Raw genomic sequence first — 20,223 nt, 5'->3', positions numbered from 1 at the left:
AGTTTGGATCCGGACACCGTCGCTGCCCGATTCGCCGTTCGCACGTCGTTTCACACGCACCCCGCCGTTTTACGATCGTATTCGCCGTCGTATAGATGGTATGGACGAGTTCGATATCGTCGTGATCGGCGGCGGATCGGGGAGTCAAGTAGCCACCGCGGCGGCCGACGAGGGACTCGAGGCCGCCGTGATCGAACCCGGACCGCTCGGCGGCGCCTGTATCACCAGGGGCTGCGTTCCCTCGAAGGCGCTCATCCACCGGGCCGACGTCGTCGACGAGATCCGCCGCGCGGAGGAGTTCGGCGTCGAGGCCGACCTCGAGGGAATCTCCTACGCCGAGATCACGTCGTCGATCCGCGAGACGGTCTACGGGAAGGCCGACCGGCAGGAGGAATCGCTCGAGGACGACGAGCACGTCGCCCTCTTCCGCGGCGAGGGACGGTTCGTCGGCGACCACGAACTCGAGATCGATCTCGAGAACGGCGATTCGCGACAGATCAAAGCTGACACCGTCGTCATCGCGGTCGGCGGCCGGCCGACGGCGCCGCCGATCGACGGCCTCGAGGCCGTCGACTTCCTCACCAGCGACGACGCGCTCTTTCTCGACGAGCGGCCGGACGAACTGGTCGTCGTCGGCGGCGGCTACATCGCGGCCGAACTGGGCTACTTCTTCGGCGCGCTCGGGACGGACGTCTCGATCGTCGGCCGGAGCGACCGGCTCGTTCCGCGCGAGGACGACGACGTCAGCGCCGCGGTAACCGACGGTCTCGAGCGCTACTGCGAACTGTACACCGGCTACGAGGCCGCCGAGGTCGGCGAGGACGGCGAGCGCGTTACCGTCACCGCCGAGGCGACCGACGGCGACGATTCCGTCGACCTCGCGGCCGACGAACTGCTGGTCGCGGCCGGTCGGCGACCGAACACCGATACGCTCGACCTCGAGAACGTCGGAGTCGAGACGGACGATACGGGCTACGTCGAGACCGACGAGTTCCTCGAGACCGGCGTCGACTGGATCTGGGCGCTCGGCGACGTCGTCGGCGACGAGCCGTACAAACACGCGGCCGACTACGAGGCTCGGATCGTGACGACGAACGTGCTCGACACGGTCAATCGGGCTGTCGACTACGAGGCGATGCCTCACGCGATCTTCACCTCGCCGCAGGTCGCGAGCGTCGGCCGAACGGAGGCGGAACTCGAGGAGGAGGGTCGGGAGTACGAGTCGGCGCGCGTGGGCTACGACGCCGCGCCGCTCGGACTGATCCTCGAAGCCGACGACGGGTTCGTCAAGGTGCTCGCGGCGTCGGACGGCGAGATCCTCGGCTGTCACATCGTCGGTCCGCAGGCCTCGACCCTGATTCAGGAGGTCGTCGTCGTGATGGACGGCGGCGGGACCGTCGACGACGTCGCGAATCCGGTTCACGTCCACCCGGCCCTCTCGGAGGTCGTCTACGCGGCGTTCGACGAACTCTCCTCGAGTCCGTACTCGACGGCGCCGGACTGGCGGGACGCGAGCGACGAGTGATTTATCCATCGGAACGCCGTTGTCCCTTTCCAATGAACGGTGAATCGGGGTCGCCGATCCCGCCCGACGACGCGACGAGGGTCTACGATCGGATCACCGACGCCGTTTTTGCGCTCGACGAGGAGTGGCGATTTGCGTTCCTCAACGAGCGGGCCGAACGCGTCCTTCGGCGGGACGAGGAGGAACTCCTCGGGACCGTCGTCTGGGACGCGTTTCCCGGCGCGATCGGATCGACGTTCCAGCGAGAGTACGAGCGCGCGATCGAAACACAGGAGCCGGTCACGTTCGAGGAGTACCTCGGTTCACTCGACACCCGGTTCGAGGTGCGCGCGTATCCCTCGGAGTCCGGACTCACGGTCTACTTTCGTGACATCACCGATCGCGTTCGTCGGGAAGAACGACTCCGGACGCGAGAGCAAGCGCTGCAGGACGCGTACGAAGTCATCGCGGCCCCCGATCGACCGCTCGCCGACCAGATCGACGCGCTCCTGGGAGTCGCCCGGGAAACGGTCGGGACGGACTACGCGGCGCTGTCGTGCGTGCACGAAGACACCGATGAGTACACCTTCGAGGCCGTCGACGCGCCCGACGACGCCGACCTCGAGGCGGGAGAGACGGTCCCGCTCGAGACGACGAACTGCGAGCGAGTCGTCGACACCGAACGGACGCTCGCGGTCGGTGATATCGAGGCGGACGCGCCGGAGCTGGCCGACCGAGCCGGGAACGCGGAATGGGGCATCTCCTGCTATCTCGGGACGCCCGTCGTCGTCGACGACGAGGTGTACGGAACGTTCTGTTTCTACGGCACGGACGCACGCACGGAGTTTTCCGACTGGGAGATTACGTTCGTCGAACTGCTCGGCAACTGGGTCGGATACAAGATCGAACGGGAACGATACCGGCGGGAACTCGAGGCGTCGAACGAGCGACTCGAACAGTTCGCCTCCGCGGCCTCCCACGACCTTCAGGAACCGCTGCGGATGGTCTCGAGTTACCTCTCGCTCGTCCAGGAACGGTACGGAGACGATCTCGACGGGGAGGCCGAGGAGTTCCTCGAGTTCGCCGTCGACGGCGCGGATCGAATGCGCGAGATGGTCGACGGACTGCTCGCGTACTCGCGCGTCGAAACGCAGGGCGATCCGTTCGAGCCGGTCGACCTGAACGCCGTACTCGACGACGTGATCGACGACCTCCAGCTCAAACTCGAGGAGACCGACGCGGAGCTTTCGGTGGGGCCGCTCCCCCGCATCGAGGGTGACGACGACCAGTTACGGCAGGTGGTTCAGAACCTGTTGAGCAATGCGATCACCTACAGCGGGGACGAACCGCCGCGAATCGACGTCGCGGCGGAGCGAGGGTCCGCCGCGTTCTCCGCGGACGATTCCCGAGATTCGGCCGACTCTCGAGACGAGAGCGGATGGATAATCTCGGTTAGCGACAACGGAATCGGCATCGATCCCGACGATAGAGAGCGCATCTTCGACGTATTCGAGCGACTTCACAGCAACGAGGAGTACGCCGGAACGGGGATCGGGCTCGCGCTCTGTCAGCGGATCGTCGAGCGCCACGGCGGCGAGATCTGGATCGATTCGGATTCGGACGAGGGGACGACGTTCCGGTTCACGCTGCCGGACGCATCGACGCACGATCCGTGACGACGTCGCACTCACACGCCCCAGTCGAGGTCGACCCTACCGGTTCGACGCCTCCGCCGACTCCAGTCCAGTTTCGATCGCACCGTCGTTCGCGAGCCACTCCGTCAAACTTCCCTCGTAGAAGGCCACGTCCTCGTAGCCGAGCGCCCGGAGGACGACGTAGGTGTGGCTAATCCGCCGGGCGGTGTTACAGTAGAGGACGGTTTCGCGGTCGCGGGTAATGCCGTGGTCGGCGAGCAGCGACTCGAGTTCCGCCTCGGGTTTCAGCCGTCGCGTCTCGTCGTCGACGACCGCCCGCCAGTCGAACCGGACCGCGCCGGGCAGGTGAGCGTCGGCGAACTCTTCTGGATCGCGGGTGTCGACCAGCACGGCGTCGCGCTCGAGGGCGTCTACGACGGCCGGCCGGTCGACGAGCGGACTCTCGGCGAGGGCGAACGGCTCGGCCGCGTAGTCGGTCGGCTCGACGGTTGGCTCGTCGCTCGAGGTCTCGTACTCGCGGTTCCAGGCGCTGAAGTCGCCGTCGAGCAGCCGAACGTCGTCGTGGCCGTACGCCCGCGCGGTGACGAGAAAGCGGGCCGCGAAGACGCCGTGCGTGTCGTCGTAAGCGACGATCGTGTCGTCGGGATCGACGCCTGCGCGGCCGAGCAGGTCGCCGAACGCCGTCGCGCCGGGCAACGTTCCCGGATCGTCGGCGGCCTCGTCGCGGTAGCTGTCGAACGGGACGTTCACGGCGCCGGGCACGTGACCGATCCCGTCGTACTCCCAGGTGTCTCGAACGTCGACGACGCGGACGGTCGGATCCTCGAGTCGGGCGGCGAGCCAGTCGGGGGCAACGGCGACGGATTCGTCCATCAATCGGCACGTACCGGCGGATACCCGAGTAGACACCGGTCCCGGCACGACTCCCCTGGGTCCCGAGGTCGTGGCAACCTTTGCAGGTTATTCGCCGTCGACTGAGTGAGAGTCGCCCGCAGATGTGAGGGAGGGATCGGAAATCGACGCCAGCGGCACCGCTGACGGGGCGGGGCGCGATCGACGCCACCGAGGTAGCGGCAATAGTGACCGACACAGTCGAGCGACGACCGAATTGACCGGTTCGCGTGCCCCTATGTCGTCCGCGTTCGATGGGTCGCACATGGCATCGAACGACTACGCCACCGACGCGCTCGTCACGGCCGACTGGGTCGAGAACCGACTCGAGGAGTTCCAGAGCGACGATCCAGGCTTCCGGCTCGTGGAGGTTGACGTCGACACGGAGTCCTACGAGGAGGAACACGCACCCGGCGCGGTCGGGTTCAACTGGGAGACGCAACTCCAGAACCAGACCCGACGTGACATCCTCGACAAGGACGAGTTCGAGGAACTGCTGGGCAGCCACGGTATCACCGAGGGCTCGACGGTCGTCCTCTACGGCGACAACGCGAACTGGTTCGCCGCCTACGCCTACTGGCAGTTCAAGTACTACGGCCACGACGACGTCTACCTGCTCGACGGCGGCCGCGAGTACTGGCTCGAGAACGACTACCCGACGACCGCAGAGGAACCCGACTTCCCCGAAGTCGAGTACGACGCCGCCGGACCGCGCGAGAACATTCGCGCCTACCGCGACGACGTCGAGAAGGCGATCGAACGCAACGTGCCGCTCGTCGACGTTCGCTCGCCCGAGGAGTTCTCGGGAGAGATCCTCGCCCCGCCGGGCCTGCAGGAGACCGCCCAGCGCGGCGGCCACATCCCCGGCGCGGTGAACATCTCGTGGTCGGCCGTCACGAACGACGACGGCACGTTCAAGGATCCCGAGGAGCTCGAAGAGCTCTACGCCGAGGAGGACATCACCGGCGACGAGACGACTGTCGCCTACTGTCGCATCGGCGAACGGTCGTCGGTCGCGTGGTTCGCACTGCACGAGTTGCTCGGCTATGAGGACACCGTCAACTACGACGGCTCCTGGACCGAGTGGGGGAACCTCGTGAACGCGCCGGTCGAAACCGGCGAGTGAGGCGAAGCGTCGCGGAGGCCGTGTTGGATTTCGGGTCGTGAACGGAGGGGCTCTTTTCTCCGACTGCGGTTTTAGTGGAGGTGGTTCGCCGCGATATCCGCCGGCAGGACGACCTCGAGTTCGCCCGCGGAGACGAGCTCCGCGAGGTGGGACATCGTCGACTCGAGGGCGTCCAGTCCGTCGCCGTCGAGTTCGCGGTAGGTGATCGTCGTGATGCCGCGCATCGTTGCAGTCCGGTCGAGGAGCGCTCGAGCCTCGTCCGCACTCGGGTGGACGGCCCGCGGAACGCGGTGCGGGTTCGCGATCTCGCCGTGGACCGGGTAGCCGCCGGCGAACGCGAGTTCGTGGTGGTCCGCGGCGAGGTCGAGCGTCGTTTCGTCGAACCGGCCGAGCGGATACGCGAAGTAGGCCGCACCGTCCCCAAAGCCGTTGTCGTCGAGCCACGCCTTGGCCGCCTCGAAGTCCTCCGCCTGGCCGTCCCCGTCCCACTGCGTGAGGTTGCTACCCGTCGCACCCTGGCTGGCGACGGTCCAGCCGTCGTCGGCGAGCGCCCGCAGCTGGTCGGTGTCGAGGCGACCGTCGTCGCCGACGCGGCCGGTGTTGACGAACGCCGTCGCCGGGACGTCGTACTCCGCGAGGATCGAGTGGGCGGCCGTCGTCGTCTCGAACCCGTCATCGAACTGGATCATCACCTTCCCCGTGTCCGGACGCGAGACGAACTGCAGGTCGTCACACCACAGCGTCAGGCTGCGATCCTCGCCGGCCCAGAACGAGATCTTGAGGTGGACGATTTCGCTCAGGTCCGGCTCACCGACCGTGTCGTGGACGCCGAGGTCGTGGGGTGCGAGCGGGAGGTCGCCCTTGACCGAGCTACGGAGCAGGTACCGGTTGCTGTCGGCGTCGGTTAGTTGGACGACCGCGTTGACGTCCCGATCCGCCGCCATCGCCAGCGCCGGCCACTCGTTCGAGAGGTCCCGCGGCGAGTCGAACTCGCGTTTGATCATCGCGCGCTCGTCCGACTCGTCGGCCGTGACGCGCGCGGATTGACTCCCCGTGTACGTGCGATCCGTGTCGGCGTCGAGGGAGCCGGCCATCACCGTCCACTTCGAGAGGTCCTCGAAGTCGTCGAACGTGCCGGGTTCTTCGTCGATCGGCTCCGAGGAACCGTTGCCGTTGTCGTCCTCGTTTCCGTTCGGATCGTCGTCACTCGCCTCCGAATCGGAGCCGGTCAGGGAAGAGCAGCCCCCGAGGGCCACCGCCGTCGTTGCAAGAAGTGCTCGTCGTTTCATTCCGGTTGACGAAATTCCAGCAACGGTGATTGTTATAGTGATCGTACCGGTTCGGTCCGCGGTGGTTGCTGCGGCCTGAATTGCGTTAGCGACCGCCTACCGCGGGGTTCTCCGGGGAGAGACGGGTTCGGCCGGGTTCGCTCGAGTCGAGACACAAACCGACGGAACGATGCCTGTAACGGCAACCATAACCCACCTCCGAACGAACGGTGGGACGAATCATGACCGACACCGAGGCCGTACTCGAGACCGTTCGCGAAGAGAACGACACCGCGCTCTCGCGACTCGGCTCGTCGAAGTCGCTGTACGCCGAGACCGGCGGCGATATCGACACCGAGCCCGTCCTGCGGGCGACCGCCGACGCCGAATACGCCGCCTGGCAGACCTTCCGCGCGTGGGCCGACGACGAGGATCACGACGCCGCCCGCGACGCGTTCGAGACGACGGCGGCGGAGGAACGGGAGCACTACGAAACGGTCAGCGAACGACTCGAGGCGTACGAGCCCGAGACGGTACCCGCACTCCACGAGTACCTGCGAGACCGCGAGGACACCGTCGAGCGCGCGGGGGCGTTCCTCGGTCGAATCCTCGCGAGCAAGCGCTCGAAAGAGCAGGTCGTCGGCTACTTCGTCGGCGACGCCGACCCCCAGACTGCGAACCTGTTCAGAGAGTTCGGCGACGATCTGGACGGCCAACTCGAGCGCGGGACCGATCTGCTCGAGGACGTCTGTGCCGACGAGGACGACTACGAGCGCGCCGTCGATGCCGCAAGCGGCGCTATCGAGGCCGCCTACGGCGAGTACGTCGACTCGCTCGAGGAACTGGGCGCGAATCCGAAGCCGGTCTGCTAACGAGAACCGGGTCCGTCGTTCGGTCCGGCCTGTGGAACGGCCGTTCCGTACAGATGAAGCGCATACCGGTATCGAGTTGTGACCACACCAGCTACTGTTCAGAAGAAAATTCGTCAACGATACCGATGAGCTCGTCCGGTTGGAGCGGTTTCAGGACGTACGCGTCTGCTCGGGGGCGTTCCGATTTCAGGTCGTCCAACACCGGTTGTGTTCCCGTCATAACGACTACCGGGATCTGTTCGAGGGTCTCGTCGGTCGTCAGCTCCGTCAGCACCTCTTTCCCGCTCTTCTTGGGGAGATACCAATCGAGAAAGACGATATCCGGGCGAGGTGCGTCGGCGTAATCGCCGCGCTGATGGAGGAAGTCCAACGCCTCGTCACCGTCCGTAGCGACGTAGTAGGAGCCATACAAGTCCGCTTCCACAAACGTCTCCTTTAATAGAAGAACGTCTCCCGGATTGTCTTCAGTTAAAAGTATTTTCCCCACATGCTTTGGCTCACTCACAACACATTCTTGAACTGTCCGCATATAAATATTGGTTTAAAATACCGTGAGTATCAACTACAGCTACTGATAATCGGTTGCCGTCGAACGCTTCCGAGTAGTTCTCCCGATAACACCCTCGGACGTACTGCGGATAGACCGGTCACGAAGTGAGCGCGAGACGGTCGCGAGTAAGATGGTTCGAACGCGCCGTTCGCATGTCTACGTACCGGATCGATCAACTCGGGCCGGTCTCGGATCGAATCCAGGCCGAAAAGCCCAACGGCCGTCGGAGAGGGAAGTCGTCAAACCCGAGCGAAAAACGGTCAGTCGACGCGCTCGAGTCGCTCCTCCGGCTCGAACTCCGCGACGACATCCGGCGAGAACCCGGCGACCGCGTCGTGAAAGTTCGTCCGGTAGCTCGCGGGCCCTTCGTGGGGCAGTTCCGCGGCACGTTCGCCGGCGAGGTCGAACGCCAGGGTGCCGTGAAGCGCCGCCGTGTGGGCGTCCTCGAGCGCGCCGCAGAATCCGGCGATCGTCGCGCCGAGCATGCAGCCGGTGCCGACCACCTCGCCCAGCATCTCGTGGCCGGCGGAGATGCGGACGGCCCGGTCGGCGTCCGCGACGACGTCCTCGACGCCGGAGGCGACGACGATGGCTCCGGTCGACTCCGCGACGGAGCGGGCCGTCTCCTCGATCGCCTCGTAGTCGCCGATGGACTCGACGCCCTTCACCTCGGCTTCGACGCCCGCGAGCGCGCTGATCTCGCCGTAGTTTCCTTTGATGACGGCGAACTCGGTCTCCGCGAGGAGCGCCTCCGCGACGCCGTCGCGCGTCGGCGTCGATCCGACGCCGACCGGATCGAGGACGACCGGAATCCCGCGGTCGTTGGCCGTCTCGGCCGCCTCGTGCATGGCCTCGACCTTTCGCTCCGGCACCTGCCCGATGTTCAACAGGAGCGCGCTCGCGAGTTCGGCCATCTCGCCCGCGTCACCCGGCGAGTCGGCCATCACCGGGAGCGCGTCCCAGTGCAACGTCAGGTTCGCCACGTCGTTCATGCTCACCTCGTTGGTCAGGTGCTGGACCAGCGGTTCGGCGTCGGCGAGCGTTCGCAGGGAGTCCTCGAGGGTCGCGTCGTTCGTGTCAATCGCACTCATCGTTCGGTAGCCTCTCCGTTCTCGAGTGCCTTCGCGGTTTCGACCGTTCGGACGAGATCCGCGGTCGCCGCCGCCGGGTCGTCGGCTGCGGTGATCTCGCTGATGACGGCGACGCCGGCGGCGCCCGCCTCGACGACGGGACCGGCGTTGTCGGCGGTGATGCCGCCGATGCCGACGACCGGAATCGAGACGGCGTCGACGACGTCGGCGATTCGCTCGGGACCGATCCGATCCTCCTGCGTAGGGACGTCCTTCGACGTCGTTCCGTAGACGGAGCCGACGCCGAGGTAGTCCGCGCCGTCGGCTTCCGCCCGGACTGCCTCCTCGACGGTCGAGGCCGAACAGCCGACGACGGCGTCCGGGCCGAGCAGCTCTCGTGCGACCGTGACCGGGAGGTCCGACTGCCCGACGTGGACGCCGTCGGCACCGATCGCCTCCGCGATGTCGACCCGGTCGTTGACGATCAGATCGACGCCCGCGTCGGCGGTCAGTTCGCGTAGCTCGAGCCCCAGTTCGTACCGGGAGCGCGCGCTCGTCTCCTTCTCGCGGAGCTGGACGACGTCGACGCCGCCGTCGATCGCCGCGCGAACGATCTCGAGCGTCGAACGGTCCGCCGAGAGCGACGCCTGCGTGACGAGGTAGGCCCGCCAGTTCGAGGGGTCCATGGGTAACACTCCGCGCGTCGATAATAAAAGAGATCAGGATTTGGATCCCCTTTGATCGTTACCGGGTCACTCGATCCCGAGCGCCGCGGCGACGTCGAGGAGTCCGTTCCCCTGCTCGGTGTCCGCGAGGCCGATGTCCTCGGCGGTCTCGTTCAGCCGCTCGCGCGCCTCCCCGTTCGCGTACCCGTCTTCCATCAGCTGAGCGGCCGCCCCGCTGACGTGCGGACAGGCCATCGAGGTGCCGTCCCACCGGTCGTAGTCGTCGCCGGGTAGCGACGAGAGGACGTCCGCACCCGGCGCGGCGAGTTCGACCTCCTCGCCGCGGGAGGAGAAGGAGGCGATGTCGTCGTCCTCGGTGGTCGCGCTCACGGCGAGACACTCGTCGTAGGCCGCGGGGTACGAGACGCTGTCCTCGTCGGGACCGTCGTTGCCGGCGGCGGCGACGAGCAGCGTGCCTTCTCGCTGGGCGTACTTGCAGGCGTCCCTGAGCGTCTCGGAGTCGCCGCCGCCGAGGCTGAGGCTGCCGACGTCGATTCCCTGGTCGGCGGTCCACTCGATACCGGCGGCGACGTCCGACATCGAGCCCGTCCCGAGCGCGTCCAGCACTTTCACCGCGTACAGGTCGGCGTCCGTCGAGACGCCGACGACGCCGACGTCGCTGTCCAGCGCGTCGGCCGTTCCGGCGCAGTGCGTCCCGTGGCCCTGGTCGTCGTCCCAGTCCTCCTCACAGCCGAGACCGAGACACGAGACGAACGCCTCTCCGCCGGTTACCTCGAGCGTCTCGTGTCCCGGATCGATCCCCGTGTCGATAATCGCGACGCTCGATCCGCCGCCGGTCTCGCCGTCGTGGTGGGCGACGTCGGCGTCGACGCGGTCGATTCCCCACGGGAGCACCTGTTCCTCGGCGGGATCGCCGTCGTCTTCGTCCGTCGAGTGGCCGATGGCCTCCACCTCCCCGTCCTCCTCGACGTACCGGACGTCGTTTCGACGACGGAGGTTCTTTCGCGCTTCCTCCGAGAACTCGCCGGCGACGGCCCAGCCGGTATCGCCGAAGTGGAGAACGTGCCGTACCGAGTCGGCCCGCTGCCGGGCCTCGTCACGACCCTTCCGCCCGCTCGTTCCGACGATATAGGGCTCGGAGTCCGATCCCTCGTTACCGCTGGCGATACCGACGGTGCCGAGCATCCCAACGGCACCGGTTGCCTGAAGCATTCGCCGACGGGAAACGGACCGATAGCCGTGAGAAGCAATCCGCCGAGGCTGAGTGTCATCCTCTGGCATAGATTCGTATTTTTTGAATTGATATATAAATCCAGTGATTTCTAAGTAATAAAATAATCAACAGTATCGATGTAGTAATAGAAGTAGTACACTTCGCAGATACCGGAGCCGAACGAGCAGTGACTCGGAGAGCGTTCCGGACGTACCGACCGGTCCAGGAATTTGGTTCCCGGTGACTCCGATCCGCGTCACGGCGCCAGCGCTCGCTTCGTTTTCCGGTTCGATTCGAGCAAGCGTTCATCAGTGTAGCGGTGTTCGTTCGAGCTATGACGCTCGAACCCGACGCCGTCAGTACCGTCACGTTCGACTCCTACAGCACGCTCGTCGACGTCGACGCCGTCGAAGCCGCACTCGAGAGCCGCACCTCGCTCGACGACCCCGCACCCGTCTCCCGGACCTGGCGGGAGCGCTCGATGCAGTACACGCTGATCGCGAACCACCTCGAGGCGTACGAGACGTTCTACGAGATCAACCGCGAGGCGCTCACCTACGCCCTCGCAGCACACGACGTGGAGTGCAGCGACGAGGATCGCGAGGAGATCCTCGCAGCGTACCACGACCTCGAGGTGTTCGGCGACGTTCGGGAGAGCATCGAGCGACTGCGAGACGCCGGCTACGACTGCTACGTTCTCTCGAACGGCAACCCCGAGATGCTCGAGTCGATGGTCGAGAGCGCCGACATCGGCGACCTCCTCGAGGACACGATCAGCGCGCACGAACTCGAGACGTTCAAACCCGCACCCGAACTCTACCGCCACGCCGCGGGTCGAACGGGAACGCCGCTCGAGGAAATCGTCCACGTCTCGGCGCTCTGGTTCGACGTGCAGGGAGCGGTCCACGCCGGGATGCAAGGCGTCTGGCTCGATCGAAAGGGCGATCCCGAGGAGCCGTTCGGCCCCGAACCCGACGCCGTCGTGACGGGGCTCGACGAACTGGCGGACGCGCTCGAGAACTGAGCGGCGACCGCTCGCGGGAGGAAAGAAACAAACGGGTGAGGAACGCGGCGCGTCAGTTCCGCTCTCGGGTCGGCTCCTCGAGACGCGTCTCGCCGGCCTCGAGCAACTCCTCGAAGTCGGCGTCCTCGCGCACCGACGGGAACGGACGGGCCCGGTCCGGATCCGCGGACTTCTCCGCGATCCGGCGCCGCCACCAGGCGACGTCCTGCCAATCGTTTTCGACGTATCCCATCGCCGGGAAGTCGACCAGCCGCTCGAATCCCAGTCGCTCGTGGAAGCCGACGGTCGCCGGATTCGGCAGCGTCGTCACGGCGTAGGCGTCGCGGATCCCCTGGCGCTCGAGGACGGCGAACAGCGACTCGTAGAGCGCCTCGCCGACGCCCGACCGGCGGGCGGAGTCGGCGACGTAAACCGAGAGTTCGACGACCCACTGGTAGGCTCGGCGCTTGCGCAGCGGGCCGGCGTAGGCGTAGCCGGCCACCTCGCCGTCGATTTCGCAGACGAGCCAGGGATGTTCCTCGAGCGTCGAACTGATGCGGTCTGCCATCTCGCTCGTCGTCGTCGGGGTTTCCTCGAAGGTGACGGCGCTCGACTCGCAGAAGGGCGCGTAGATGTCGCGAACCGCGGCCGCGTCGTCGGAAGACGCGACTCGAATGCTGGCGTCCATAGGAGTGGGTTCCCGCGGACGTGGATAAATTCGCTGAAGATGCTCCCGACTGCGGCGGGGACGGATCAGCGGTCGACCGTCAGAAACGTCCGGAGGTGATCGCAGAGCGCCGCTCGCGCGTCCGGTGACGGAAAGTGCGATTCGCCCTCGAGCAGGATAACGGGCTCCAGGTTCGGAACGGCCGCTCGAGCCCGGGGAATCACGACGTCCGGCGGAAAGAAGACGTCGTTCTCGGCGACGGCGAGCAGCGTCGGCGCGTCGAACCCCGCGAGGTCGTCCGCGATCACGGTCTTCGGGAACGATCGCTCGAGTTCGACCTCCTCGAAGACGGTTCCGACGACCTCCAGCAGCGTCTCGTCGAGTTCCGCCGCGGGCTCGGAGAACATCGGCTGGACGGCGCGCTCGAGGCGCGCCCGGTTCGGCGAGAGACGGTAGACCAGCATCGGAAGCACGATCTCGAGGAGCATTCGGCGCAGCGAGCCGGTTCCGAGTCCCGACGGAACCACGAGAGCGGCGCGACTGATCCGATCAGGAGCGTACGCGGCGGTTCGGAGGACGATACCGCCGCCGTAGGAGGGGCCGATCATCGACGTGCGGTCGAGTCCGAGTTCGTCGAGGATATCGGTCACCCACGCGCCGTAGCTCTCGTCCCGCGGCGAAAGGCGGCTCTGCGCGCTGAATCCCGGATGGCCGATCGTGTCCGGAGCGTAGATGCGAAACGAGTCGGCCAGCGGGAGAAACCACGCCAGGCTGATCGGGTTCACCACGTTGCCGCCGTGGAACACGACGAGCGGCGGGGCGTCGTCCGGTCCCGTGACCAGAACGCGCGTCTCTCCGAATCGCGTGTCGACCCACCGACGCTCGAACGGCGCCTCGAGCTTCCCGAGAAGTTCCCGGTAGAGCCGTTTGAGCGTCCGTTCCCCCCGCACGGATCGGTAGATGCCGTCTCGGATCACTACTCGACGTGTCGCGGCCGGCGTACTAATCTGTACGCGAACTGGAACCGGCAGAAAATCGATCGAAGGGAACGAAGAGCGACGAACCGACGCGGATCAGTGCCCCTCGTCGTGCGGGTTCATCGCCGTGCCGTAGTTCTCGGCGTGATCCGTGTAGTCGATAAAGCGCGGCGCGTCGGGGTCGAACGGTCGCTCGAGGCTCTCGAAGGCCTTCTTCTTGTCCCAGCCCTGGAGCTTGCCGACCGCCGACTTGTCCTCGAGATCGTGGTAGTCGAGTTTCGGCTCGGTGAGCTCCCAGGCGTTCATCCCCTGCTCGGTACGGACGATGACGCTCGAGTACTCGTCGGCGGAGCCGACCGAACCGACCGTCACGTCGGCGCAGAAGCCGGTGAAGTCGGCGCACTCGTCGCAGCCCTTGAGCGCGGCGTCGTGGAAGTTCTCGATGTCCTCCTCGAGGATCATCTCGCCGTCGTGGCCGTAGACCATCAGCTTGCCGTGGAGGACGTCCATCTTGCCGATCTCGTCGGGCGAGATGTCCCGCTGTTCCTCGAGTTGCTCGCCCATGAGGCTGTAGTAATTGAAGTTCTTCGTACACATCAGCGCGATCGTGTAGTCGACCGCGCGGATGCCCTCGTTCTGCTCCTGGTAGTCCCAGTCGAAGTCCTGGAGCGCGCGAAGGCCCTCGATCTCGCACGGCGTGCCGACCAGCGCGAGACTGAGGTCCTCCCAGTCCTCGTCGGGGAGCTTGTGCTCCCACTGCTCCAGGTCGAGGTTGCCCAGCGCGAGCGTCTGGTTGTAGACCGTGCCGGCGTTCTCGATGAGGTCCTCCTCGGTCGTCGCGAGGTAGCTCTCGGCCTTCCAGGCCTCCTCCTCGCTCTCGGTCGCGATGAGCGCGCCGTCGATCTCGCCCTCCTCGAGCAGCGTCGCGAGGATCCCGGTGACGACGCCGCCGTCCTGGGCGCCGTCGGTCCAGTCGTCCTCGACCTTCGCGGAGAACTCCGTGATCGGGTCGCCCGCACCCTTGACGTTGTCGTCGCCGCCGGTGATCTTCCACTGGCGCTCGTACCGGAGCCCGCCGCGGGGACAGAAGTCCCAGCAGAGCGAACAGCCGGTACACATCTTGACGAGTTCGGGGAGGTCGTCCTCGCCGACGCCGATCGAGTCGGAGGGGCAGGCCGCGACGCAGGTTCCACACTGGATACAGCGGCCCTCGTCGATGACAGCCTCGTCCAGTTCCATGAACCAGGTCTTCTCGTCCGGCGTCTCGATGTCGTTCATTTCCGAGCGGATCGAGTACGTCGGCGTGTCCAGATCGACGCCCTCGGGGACGCCGACGCGAACGTCGGGCTCCCCGTTATCGACGTCCTGGCTGACATTTTCGGCCGGCTCGGTGAACTCGACGTCGCCGAGGTCGCCCATCTCGTCGACGTTGGCGACGCCAGCTCCATCCGTGGCGACTTCTTTCCCCTGCCCATCAGCACCGGTACCGGGACTCTCGGTCTTCTCGCCGCACGTGCAGGTGTCGGGCGAACAGCTCTCACCTTCGCCGCTATCGGTTCGGACGGCACCCTCGCGGCCGTGATCGGTTCCGTCTCGGGGCCGCGGCGCGGAGCCACCGGTCTCGGGGACGATGACAGCGTCGTCCTCGTCGTCCGATTCCGGAACGCCCGGGAACACCTGCTCGTCGTCGTCAGTCCCCATGGGCAACACCTCCTGCAACCGGCGCGTCCGCCCCTTGCATGATAGAGCGAAGTCGGTCGTTGTCGACGCGACGGCACCAGGCGTGGAACTCCTCGCCGTCCCGGCGGTCGTCCGCGTAGGCGTCGAACAGCTGCTCGAGCGCCGGGATCACGGCGTGGGCGGGGACGGCGTGTTCGACCCAGTCCAGGAACTCGTTGTCGGCGCCGAGCGAACCGCCGAGCCCGAAGTCCATTCCCTCGACCAGATTGTCGCCTTCCGCGTTGGGACTCTCCGAGCCGTGGGTCTCGCCGTCTTCGACTTTGACGGTCTCGCCGCGGAAGCCGATGTCCGCGATCTGCGGCTGGGCGCAGGAGGCCGAGCAGCCGGACATGTGCATCCGGATGGCCTCGATGTCGTCGGGGACGTCGATGCGCTCGTCGAGCTGGCGGGCCCAGCGCTTGGTGCGCTTTTTCGTCTCGATGATCGCGTAGTTACAGAACTCGTTGCCCGTACAGCCGACCGCGCCGCGGGAGAACGGACCGGGGTCCGGCTGGTACTCCTGGGCGAACGGCTCCGCCAGCAGATCCTCGACGTTCTCCTCGGGGATGTGGGTGATGAGGAAGTTCTGGTCGGTGGCCAGGCGGACGGACGCGTCCTCGGTGCCGTACTTCTCGGCCGCGCGGGCGGCCTCGGCGAACTCGTCGCCGCCCATCCGACCGGCGATGACGTTGAAGCCGACGTACTGCAGGCCGTCCTGCTTCTGGTCGTGGACGCCGACGTGGTCGCCCTGGTAGCCGACCGTCATGTCGGTTCCCGCGGTGGGGAGGTCGACGGTGCAGCGGTCGCGGACGGCCTCCTCGAACTTCTCGGGGCCCAGCTGCTCGACGAGGTACCGCATGCGGCAGACGCCGCGGTTGTTGCGGTCGCCGAGTTCCTTGAACGTCTGGGCGATGGCGCGGGTGAACTCGACGGCGTCCTCCGGCCGGACGAAGACGTCGAGTTGCGAGGCCATCCGCGGGCCGTCGGAGAGGCCCCCACCGACGCGGGCGTGGAAGCCGTAGAGCTGTTCGCCGCCTACCTCTTTCTTCGCCGGGACGAGTCCGACGTCGTTGATCTGGGACTGGGCGCAGTCGTGCGAACAGCCCGTGATCGTGAGCTTGAACTTCCGCGGGAGGTTGGCGTACTCGCGGTTTTCGGTGAAAAAGTCCGAGACTGCGTCGACGACCGGCTGGGCGTCGAAGCACTCGTGGTCGTCGAGTCCCGCGGCCGGGCAGCCGAGCACGTTCCGGGCCGAGTCGCCACAGCCCTGGACCGTCGTCAGGCCGACCTCGTCGTAGCGCTCCCACATCTCCGGGACGTCCTCGACGCGGATCCAGTGTTTCTGGATGTCCTGTCGGGTCGTGATGTCGACGTAGGCGTCGCCCCAGAGTTCGTTCTGCTCCTCGCCGCCGTACTCCTCGGGGGCGACGGCGTAATCTTCGGCGCACTCGCCGATGACCTCGGCCTGCTCGGGCGTGAGATAGCCGCCCGGCACCTTGGTCCGGATCATGAAGTAGCCCTCCTGCTTTTGGGCGTACATGCCGGCCCACTTCAGACGCTCCCACTCGCCGCCGCCGGCGCGTTCCTCGATCGCGTCGAAGGAGAGGCCCTCTTCAGCGTAGTCGTAGACGTCGTCGATGACGTCGAGCGGATGTTTGTTCTGTTTGTACTGTTCCGTCGTATTCATCTGTACCACCGTCGGAGAGGCGTATCGGCAGCCGGTGCGCCGATTGGGATCTGTTCGAGGAGCATTCTTTGAGGGGTAATCAGACCCGACACGTATACGACTCCGTAAATAGGCGAACCCTGACGGAACTAGTCCGATCCGGCAACGCTTGCCATCGTCGAATCGGCTCGAGCGTGAGAAACACAAACACAGTGCTCGACGGCGCGGTTCCGGTTTCGACGGACAAACGAGCGAGCCGGTGGTAGAGGCAAGCGTTTCCGGTACGGCATACGCGCCGATCGGCAATTCCTCGAAAGAAGTCGAGACGGGACGCCGGCGGCTCGAGTCCGATCACCGCACTCGAGGCGAGGACGGCCACGTCGACCCGAGAACACCGGAATCGAGTGCTCGCGACCCGCTCACCACGCTCGCTCGAGGGAGTCCTCGAGTCGGTGGAACTCGACGTCGTGGTCGGCCTGGAGCTCGTCGATCGGCGACTCGTAGCCGGCCTCGTTGAACCACTCGAACATCACGGCGAACTCCTCGCCCTGGCTCTCGCGGACGTCGTCGATCGGGAGGTGGTGTGCGCGGACGTCGGTCCCGAGCGCGTCGGCGAACCGGACGGCCATCGCCCGCAGCGGCAGTTCGTCGCTCGCGAGTTCGAACGCCTCGCCGACGTACCGATCCGGATCGGCGAAGGCTTCGGCGACGAACGCGCCGAGGTCCTCGATATCGAGCACCTGCAACGGGACGTGTGGCTCGAGACCCATCGCGAGCGTTCCGTTCTCGATCGATTCGCGAAAGCCCTCGAAGTTCTGCGTAAAGAAGACCGGCCGGACCACCGTCGCCGGGAGTCCGTGGTCGTCGATCAACTCCTCGATCTCGAACTTGGAGTCGAAGTGCGAGATGCCCGTGTCGCGCTCGGCGCCGCCGACTGAGGAGAAGACCAGGTGGTCCACACCGACCTTATCGGCCAGTTCGACGACGTTCGTCCCCTGTTCGACCTCGTCGTCGTAGCCATGCTCCCAGAAGTTCGTCATCAGGAAGACGCCGTCGGCGTCCTCGAGAAGCGGCTCGACGGAATTTTTTTCGCTGATGTCGGCCTCGACGACTTCCGCGCCGCGCTCGGCGAGGTCGCGAGCGTTTTCGCCGTCCTTGTCGCGCGTCAGCGCGAGGACCTCCACGTCTCGCTCGAGCAGGTGTCTGGCGACGGCGCCGCCCTGCGTCCCGGTCGCGCCGACGACGAGTACGGAATCGATCATAGTCACCCGCGCTACTACCGAGGGGGATAAGAATCTCACACGGGCAGTTGAGACAGGTCACGGAGAAGACAGGAGAAACGACGTGGCGCGAACGGGAACGCGGCGACGCGTTACCCCTCGAGCAGTCGGTCGATCATCTCGTCGGGATCGAACCGTTCGAGGTCGTCGTACCCCTGCCCGACGCCGAGGAACAGAATGGGTTTGCCGGTGACGTGCGCGATCGAGATCGCCGCGCCGCCGTTAGAGTCGGCATCGGCCTTCGAGAGGATCGCGCCGTCGATCTCGGCGGCCTCGTCGAACTCGCGGGCGCGGTTGACCGCGTCCTGGCCGGCGACGGCCTCGTCGACGAACAGCGCCATATCGGGGCCGACGACGCGATCGATCTTCTCGAGTTGGTCCATCAGCCCCTCGTCGGTGTGCAGTCGGCCGGCCGTGTCGCCGAGCACGACGTCGATGTCGTTCGCCTCGGCGTACTCGACGGCGTCGTACAGCACCGCGGCGGGGTCACCGCCCTGCTCGTGGCTGATACACTTCGTCTCGAGCGCGTCGGCGTGCTCCTGGATCTGCTGGTTCGCGCCGGCGCGGTAGGTGTCGCCGTTGGCCATCACCGTCGAGTAACCGCGTTCCTCGAGGTAGCGGCTCATCTTGGCGATCGAGGTGGTCTTCCCGACGCCGTTGACGCCGGTGAAGATGATCGTGACGGGTTTGTCCTCGATCGCGATGCGCTCCTCGAAGTCGAACTGACCGACGCTGATCACGTCGTAGATCGCGTCGCGAAGCGCCTCCTCGACGACCTCGCCGGTCGACGTGGTGAAGGTGCGGGTTTCGCCGACCAGTTCGTCGCGGATGTTGTCGAGAATCTCCTCGGCGACGCCCATCTCGACGTCGCTCGTGAGCAGCGCCATCTCGAGTTCGCGGAGCGGTCCCTCGAGGTCTTCCTCCTCGATGACGAACTTCCCCTTGACGAGCGAGCGGGCCTTGGCGCCGAATCCGGTCCCGCCGTTGTCCTCAGGCTCGTCTTCGTCCACTTCTGCGGCGGCGTCTGCGGGTTCCGGGGCTGTGTCGGTCTCGTCCTCGAATCCGTGACCAGGTTCGGATTCGGCCGCGCCGTCCTCGAGGTCGGGCTCCGGCTCCAGTTCCCGATCGTCGGCTCCGTCGGTGGTCGACGCGTCCGTCTCCGCACTCGCCTCCGCCGTTTCGGTCGGCGCCGCCATCTCGGCCTCGAGTTCGCTCTCGGGGTCGGCGACGCTCTCGTCGACCGGTTCACCGGTAGTATCGGGGGACTCCGATTCGGACGCTGGGGCGGCTTCGACGTCGGTCTCGGCCTCGGCTTCGGGCCGTGCACCGTCGTCGGGTTCCGCGTCCGCGAGTTCGTCGTCGTCGACCTCCTCGACGTTCTCTTCGGCGGCCTCTTCGGCGTCCTCACGGAAGCTCCCGAGCTTCTCCTTCAGGTTGTCGAACATGGGTATCGGTGGCGGTCCCTACGCTACTCGTCCGGGCCCTGCCCCTGCTGACCCTGCATCTGCTGCATCTGCTGTTGCATCGCCTGCTGTTGCATCTGCTGGGCCTGCTGCTCGAGTTCCTCGCTCTCCGTCTTGAGCTCGGTGATCTCCTCGTTGAGCTCGTCGATCTCGTCGTCGAGTCGCTCCTTCTTGTTCTCGAGGGCGACGACGGCGTCGTCCTCCTCGAACTCTCCGGCGTAGTCGGCGCCGAGGTCGACGATCACTTCGTCGATGTCCTCGATGGTCGCTCGAAGGTACGCGCCGCCGCCGAGCGGGACCTGAACGGTCGAGTCCGTCTCGAGGGTGCCGAGCGCCTCGATGGCCTCGTCGACCTCGTCCTGTTCCTGCTGAACTCCTTCGACGTTCTGCTGGAGAGTCTCGATCTGTTCCTGCACTTCCTGAATTTCCTGCGAAAGCTGCTGTAGTTGCTGTTGTCCCATAACCGTTCTTCTGCTCGGCAGTCGGAAGAATCTTCCCTTCCATAGAAGCCAGTCGTCGGAGTACAACCCGCGACAGAACCGAGGACAGGGCCGCGCTCGGGCGTGACGAGCTGGTCGGGATCGACGCCGTCGAGCTCCGGCGGTAACACCTC

The 20,223-nt window shown here is 66.0% G+C and carries 18 protein-coding genes; 5 read left to right on the top strand and 13 right to left on the bottom strand.

The window, feature by feature from the left end; translation table 11 throughout:
- Positions 1–100 precede the first annotated feature (100 nt).
- Together NED97_RS00835 and NED97_RS00830 are read left to right on the top strand one after the other, a co-directional pair.
- The gene (locus NED97_RS00835) at positions 101–1,525 is read left to right on the top strand and encodes a dihydrolipoyl dehydrogenase (RefSeq protein WP_252488852.1); all 1,425 of its coding nucleotides are present in this window, start codon (positions 101–103) and stop codon (positions 1,523–1,525) included.
- Between the two features lie 32 nt (positions 1,526–1,557).
- Positions 1,558–3,180, top strand: coding sequence for a sensor histidine kinase (locus NED97_RS00830; protein ID WP_252488851.1), 1,623 nt, complete (start codon positions 1,558–1,560; stop codon positions 3,178–3,180).
- 36 nt (positions 3,181–3,216) lie between these two features.
- On the opposite strand, the gene NED97_RS00825 is transcribed toward NED97_RS00830, so the two are convergent.
- The gene (locus NED97_RS00825; RefSeq protein WP_252488850.1) at positions 3,217–4,032 is read right to left on the bottom strand and encodes a sulfurtransferase; all 816 of its coding nucleotides are present in this window, start codon (positions 4,030–4,032) and stop codon (positions 3,217–3,219) included.
- Positions 4,033–4,315: 283 nt separating this feature from the next.
- On the opposite strand from NED97_RS00825, the gene NED97_RS00820 reads away from it, so the two are divergent.
- Positions 4,316–5,176, top strand: coding sequence for a sulfurtransferase (locus NED97_RS00820; protein ID WP_252488849.1), 861 nt, complete (start codon positions 4,316–4,318; stop codon positions 5,174–5,176).
- A 71-nt stretch (positions 5,177–5,247) separates the two neighbouring features.
- Here NED97_RS00820 and NED97_RS00815 read toward each other — a convergent pair whose 3' ends face one another.
- Positions 5,248–6,465 carry a polysaccharide deacetylase family protein gene (locus NED97_RS00815; protein WP_252488848.1) on the bottom strand — a complete coding sequence of 406 codons (1,218 nt, stop codon included), beginning with the start codon at positions 6,463–6,465 and terminating at the stop codon, positions 5,248–5,250.
- A gap of 221 nt (positions 6,466–6,686) precedes the next feature.
- Here NED97_RS00815 and NED97_RS00810 point away from each other — a divergent pair, with 221 nt between their 5' ends.
- Positions 6,687–7,316, top strand: a complete 630-nt coding sequence (locus tag NED97_RS00810; RefSeq protein ID WP_252488847.1) for a rubrerythrin family protein — start codon at positions 6,687–6,689, stop codon at positions 7,314–7,316.
- Positions 7,317–7,407: 91 nt separating this feature from the next.
- On the opposite strand, the gene NED97_RS00805 is transcribed toward NED97_RS00810, so the two are convergent.
- From NED97_RS00805 to NED97_RS00790, 4 genes are all read right to left on the bottom strand, one after another.
- The gene (locus tag NED97_RS00805) at positions 7,408–7,821 is read right to left on the bottom strand and encodes a response regulator (RefSeq protein WP_252488846.1); all 414 of its coding nucleotides are present in this window, start codon (positions 7,819–7,821) and stop codon (positions 7,408–7,410) included.
- 305 nt (positions 7,822–8,126) lie between these two features.
- A complete protein-coding gene (thiM, locus tag NED97_RS00800; protein ID WP_252488845.1) occupies positions 8,127–8,957 on the bottom strand; it encodes a hydroxyethylthiazole kinase in 831 nt (276 codons plus the stop codon).
- On the bottom strand, positions 8,954–9,622 hold the full coding sequence (gene thiE / locus NED97_RS00795; RefSeq protein WP_252488844.1) for a thiamine phosphate synthase: 669 nt from the start codon (positions 9,620–9,622) through the stop codon (positions 8,954–8,956). The genes thiM and thiE overlap by 4 nt, the downstream gene beginning before the upstream one ends.
- A gap of 66 nt (positions 9,623–9,688) precedes the next feature.
- Positions 9,689–10,834: a S8 family peptidase gene (locus NED97_RS00790; protein ID WP_252488843.1), complete on the bottom strand. Its 1,146-nt coding sequence runs from the start codon at positions 10,832–10,834 to the stop codon at positions 9,689–9,691.
- Positions 10,835–11,169: 335 nt separating this feature from the next.
- On the opposite strand from NED97_RS00790, the gene NED97_RS00785 reads away from it, so the two are divergent.
- Positions 11,170–11,859: a haloacid dehalogenase type II gene (locus NED97_RS00785; RefSeq protein ID WP_252488842.1), complete on the top strand. Its 690-nt coding sequence runs from the start codon at positions 11,170–11,172 to the stop codon at positions 11,857–11,859.
- Positions 11,860–11,911: 52 nt separating this feature from the next.
- Here the strand turns inward: NED97_RS00785 and NED97_RS00780 are convergent, their stop codons facing one another.
- The 7 genes from NED97_RS00780 to pfdA form a co-directional block, all read right to left on the bottom strand.
- The gene (locus NED97_RS00780; protein WP_252488841.1) at positions 11,912–12,526 is read right to left on the bottom strand and encodes a GNAT family N-acetyltransferase; all 615 of its coding nucleotides are present in this window, start codon (positions 12,524–12,526) and stop codon (positions 11,912–11,914) included.
- Positions 12,527–12,591: 65 nt separating this feature from the next.
- Positions 12,592–13,482: an alpha/beta fold hydrolase gene (locus tag NED97_RS00775; RefSeq protein ID WP_252488840.1), complete on the bottom strand. Its 891-nt coding sequence runs from the start codon at positions 13,480–13,482 to the stop codon at positions 12,592–12,594.
- A 96-nt stretch (positions 13,483–13,578) separates the two neighbouring features.
- Positions 13,579–15,183: a Coenzyme F420 hydrogenase/dehydrogenase, beta subunit C-terminal domain gene (locus NED97_RS00770; RefSeq protein ID WP_252488839.1), complete on the bottom strand. Its 1,605-nt coding sequence runs from the start codon at positions 15,181–15,183 to the stop codon at positions 13,579–13,581.
- Entirely contained in the window at positions 15,173–16,888 is a 1,716-nt protein-coding gene (locus tag NED97_RS00765) for a nitrite/sulfite reductase (RefSeq protein WP_252488838.1), read from the bottom strand. Before NED97_RS00765 ends, NED97_RS00770 begins: the two co-directional genes overlap by 11 nt.
- A 398-nt stretch (positions 16,889–17,286) precedes the next feature.
- Complete coding sequence (locus tag NED97_RS00760; protein WP_252488837.1) at positions 17,287–18,129, bottom strand: NmrA/HSCARG family protein; 843 nt, start codon at positions 18,127–18,129, stop codon at positions 17,287–17,289.
- Between the two features lie 110 nt (positions 18,130–18,239).
- A complete protein-coding gene (gene ftsY / locus NED97_RS00755) occupies positions 18,240–19,592 on the bottom strand; it encodes a signal recognition particle-docking protein FtsY (protein ID WP_252488836.1) in 1,353 nt (450 codons plus the stop codon).
- Between the two features lie 23 nt (positions 19,593–19,615).
- Positions 19,616–20,071 (bottom strand): prefoldin subunit alpha, encoded by a 456-nt coding sequence (gene pfdA, locus NED97_RS00750; RefSeq protein ID WP_252488835.1) that lies wholly within the window; start codon positions 20,069–20,071, stop codon positions 19,616–19,618.
- Positions 20,072–20,223 lie beyond the last annotated feature (152 nt).

It is taken from the genome of Natronococcus sp. CG52 (assembly GCF_023913515.1).
GTDB lineage: Archaea > Halobacteriota > Halobacteria > Halobacteriales > Natrialbaceae > Natronococcus > Natronococcus zhouii.
The sequence above is the reverse complement of the archived record's forward strand: the minus strand, read 5'-3'. Positions and strand labels throughout refer to the sequence as shown.

Excerpts from the sequence above, each read along its gene's own strand:
- NED97_RS00810 (WP_252488847.1), top strand. The coding sequence starts at position 6,687 with ATGACCGACACCGAGGCCGTACTCGAGACCGTTCGCGAAGAGAACGAC.
- NED97_RS00830 (WP_252488851.1), top strand. The coding sequence starts at position 1,558 with ATGAACGGTGAATCGGGGTCGCCGATCCCGCCCGACGACGCGACGAGG.
- NED97_RS00770 (WP_252488839.1), bottom strand. The coding sequence starts at position 15,183 with ATGGGGACTGACGACGACGAGCAGGTGTTCCCGGGCGTTCCGGAATCG.
- thiM (WP_252488845.1), bottom strand. The coding sequence starts at position 8,957 with ATGAGTGCGATTGACACGAACGACGCGACCCTCGAGGACTCCCTGCGA.
- NED97_RS00765 (WP_252488838.1), bottom strand. The coding sequence starts at position 16,888 with ATGAATACGACGGAACAGTACAAACAGAACAAACATCCGCTCGACGTC.
- NED97_RS00785 (WP_252488842.1), top strand. The coding sequence starts at position 11,170 with ATGACGCTCGAACCCGACGCCGTCAGTACCGTCACGTTCGACTCCTAC.
- NED97_RS00790 (WP_252488843.1), bottom strand. The coding sequence starts at position 10,834 with ATGCTTCAGGCAACCGGTGCCGTTGGGATGCTCGGCACCGTCGGTATC.
- NED97_RS00760 (WP_252488837.1), bottom strand. The coding sequence starts at position 18,129 with ATGATCGATTCCGTACTCGTCGTCGGCGCGACCGGGACGCAGGGCGGC.
- NED97_RS00780 (WP_252488841.1), bottom strand. The coding sequence starts at position 12,526 with ATGGACGCCAGCATTCGAGTCGCGTCTTCCGACGACGCGGCCGCGGTT.
- NED97_RS00825 (WP_252488850.1), bottom strand. The coding sequence starts at position 4,032 with ATGGACGAATCCGTCGCCGTTGCCCCCGACTGGCTCGCCGCCCGACTC.
- thiE (WP_252488844.1), bottom strand. The coding sequence starts at position 9,622 with ATGGACCCCTCGAACTGGCGGGCCTACCTCGTCACGCAGGCGTCGCTC.
- NED97_RS00815 (WP_252488848.1), bottom strand. The coding sequence starts at position 6,465 with ATGAAACGACGAGCACTTCTTGCAACGACGGCGGTGGCCCTCGGGGGC.
- NED97_RS00820 (WP_252488849.1), top strand. The coding sequence starts at position 4,316 with ATGGCATCGAACGACTACGCCACCGACGCGCTCGTCACGGCCGACTGG.
- NED97_RS00835 (WP_252488852.1), top strand. The coding sequence starts at position 101 with ATGGACGAGTTCGATATCGTCGTGATCGGCGGCGGATCGGGGAGTCAA.
- ftsY (WP_252488836.1), bottom strand. The coding sequence starts at position 19,592 with ATGTTCGACAACCTGAAGGAGAAGCTCGGGAGCTTCCGTGAGGACGCC.
- pfdA (WP_252488835.1), bottom strand. The coding sequence starts at position 20,071 with ATGGGACAACAGCAACTACAGCAGCTTTCGCAGGAAATTCAGGAAGTG.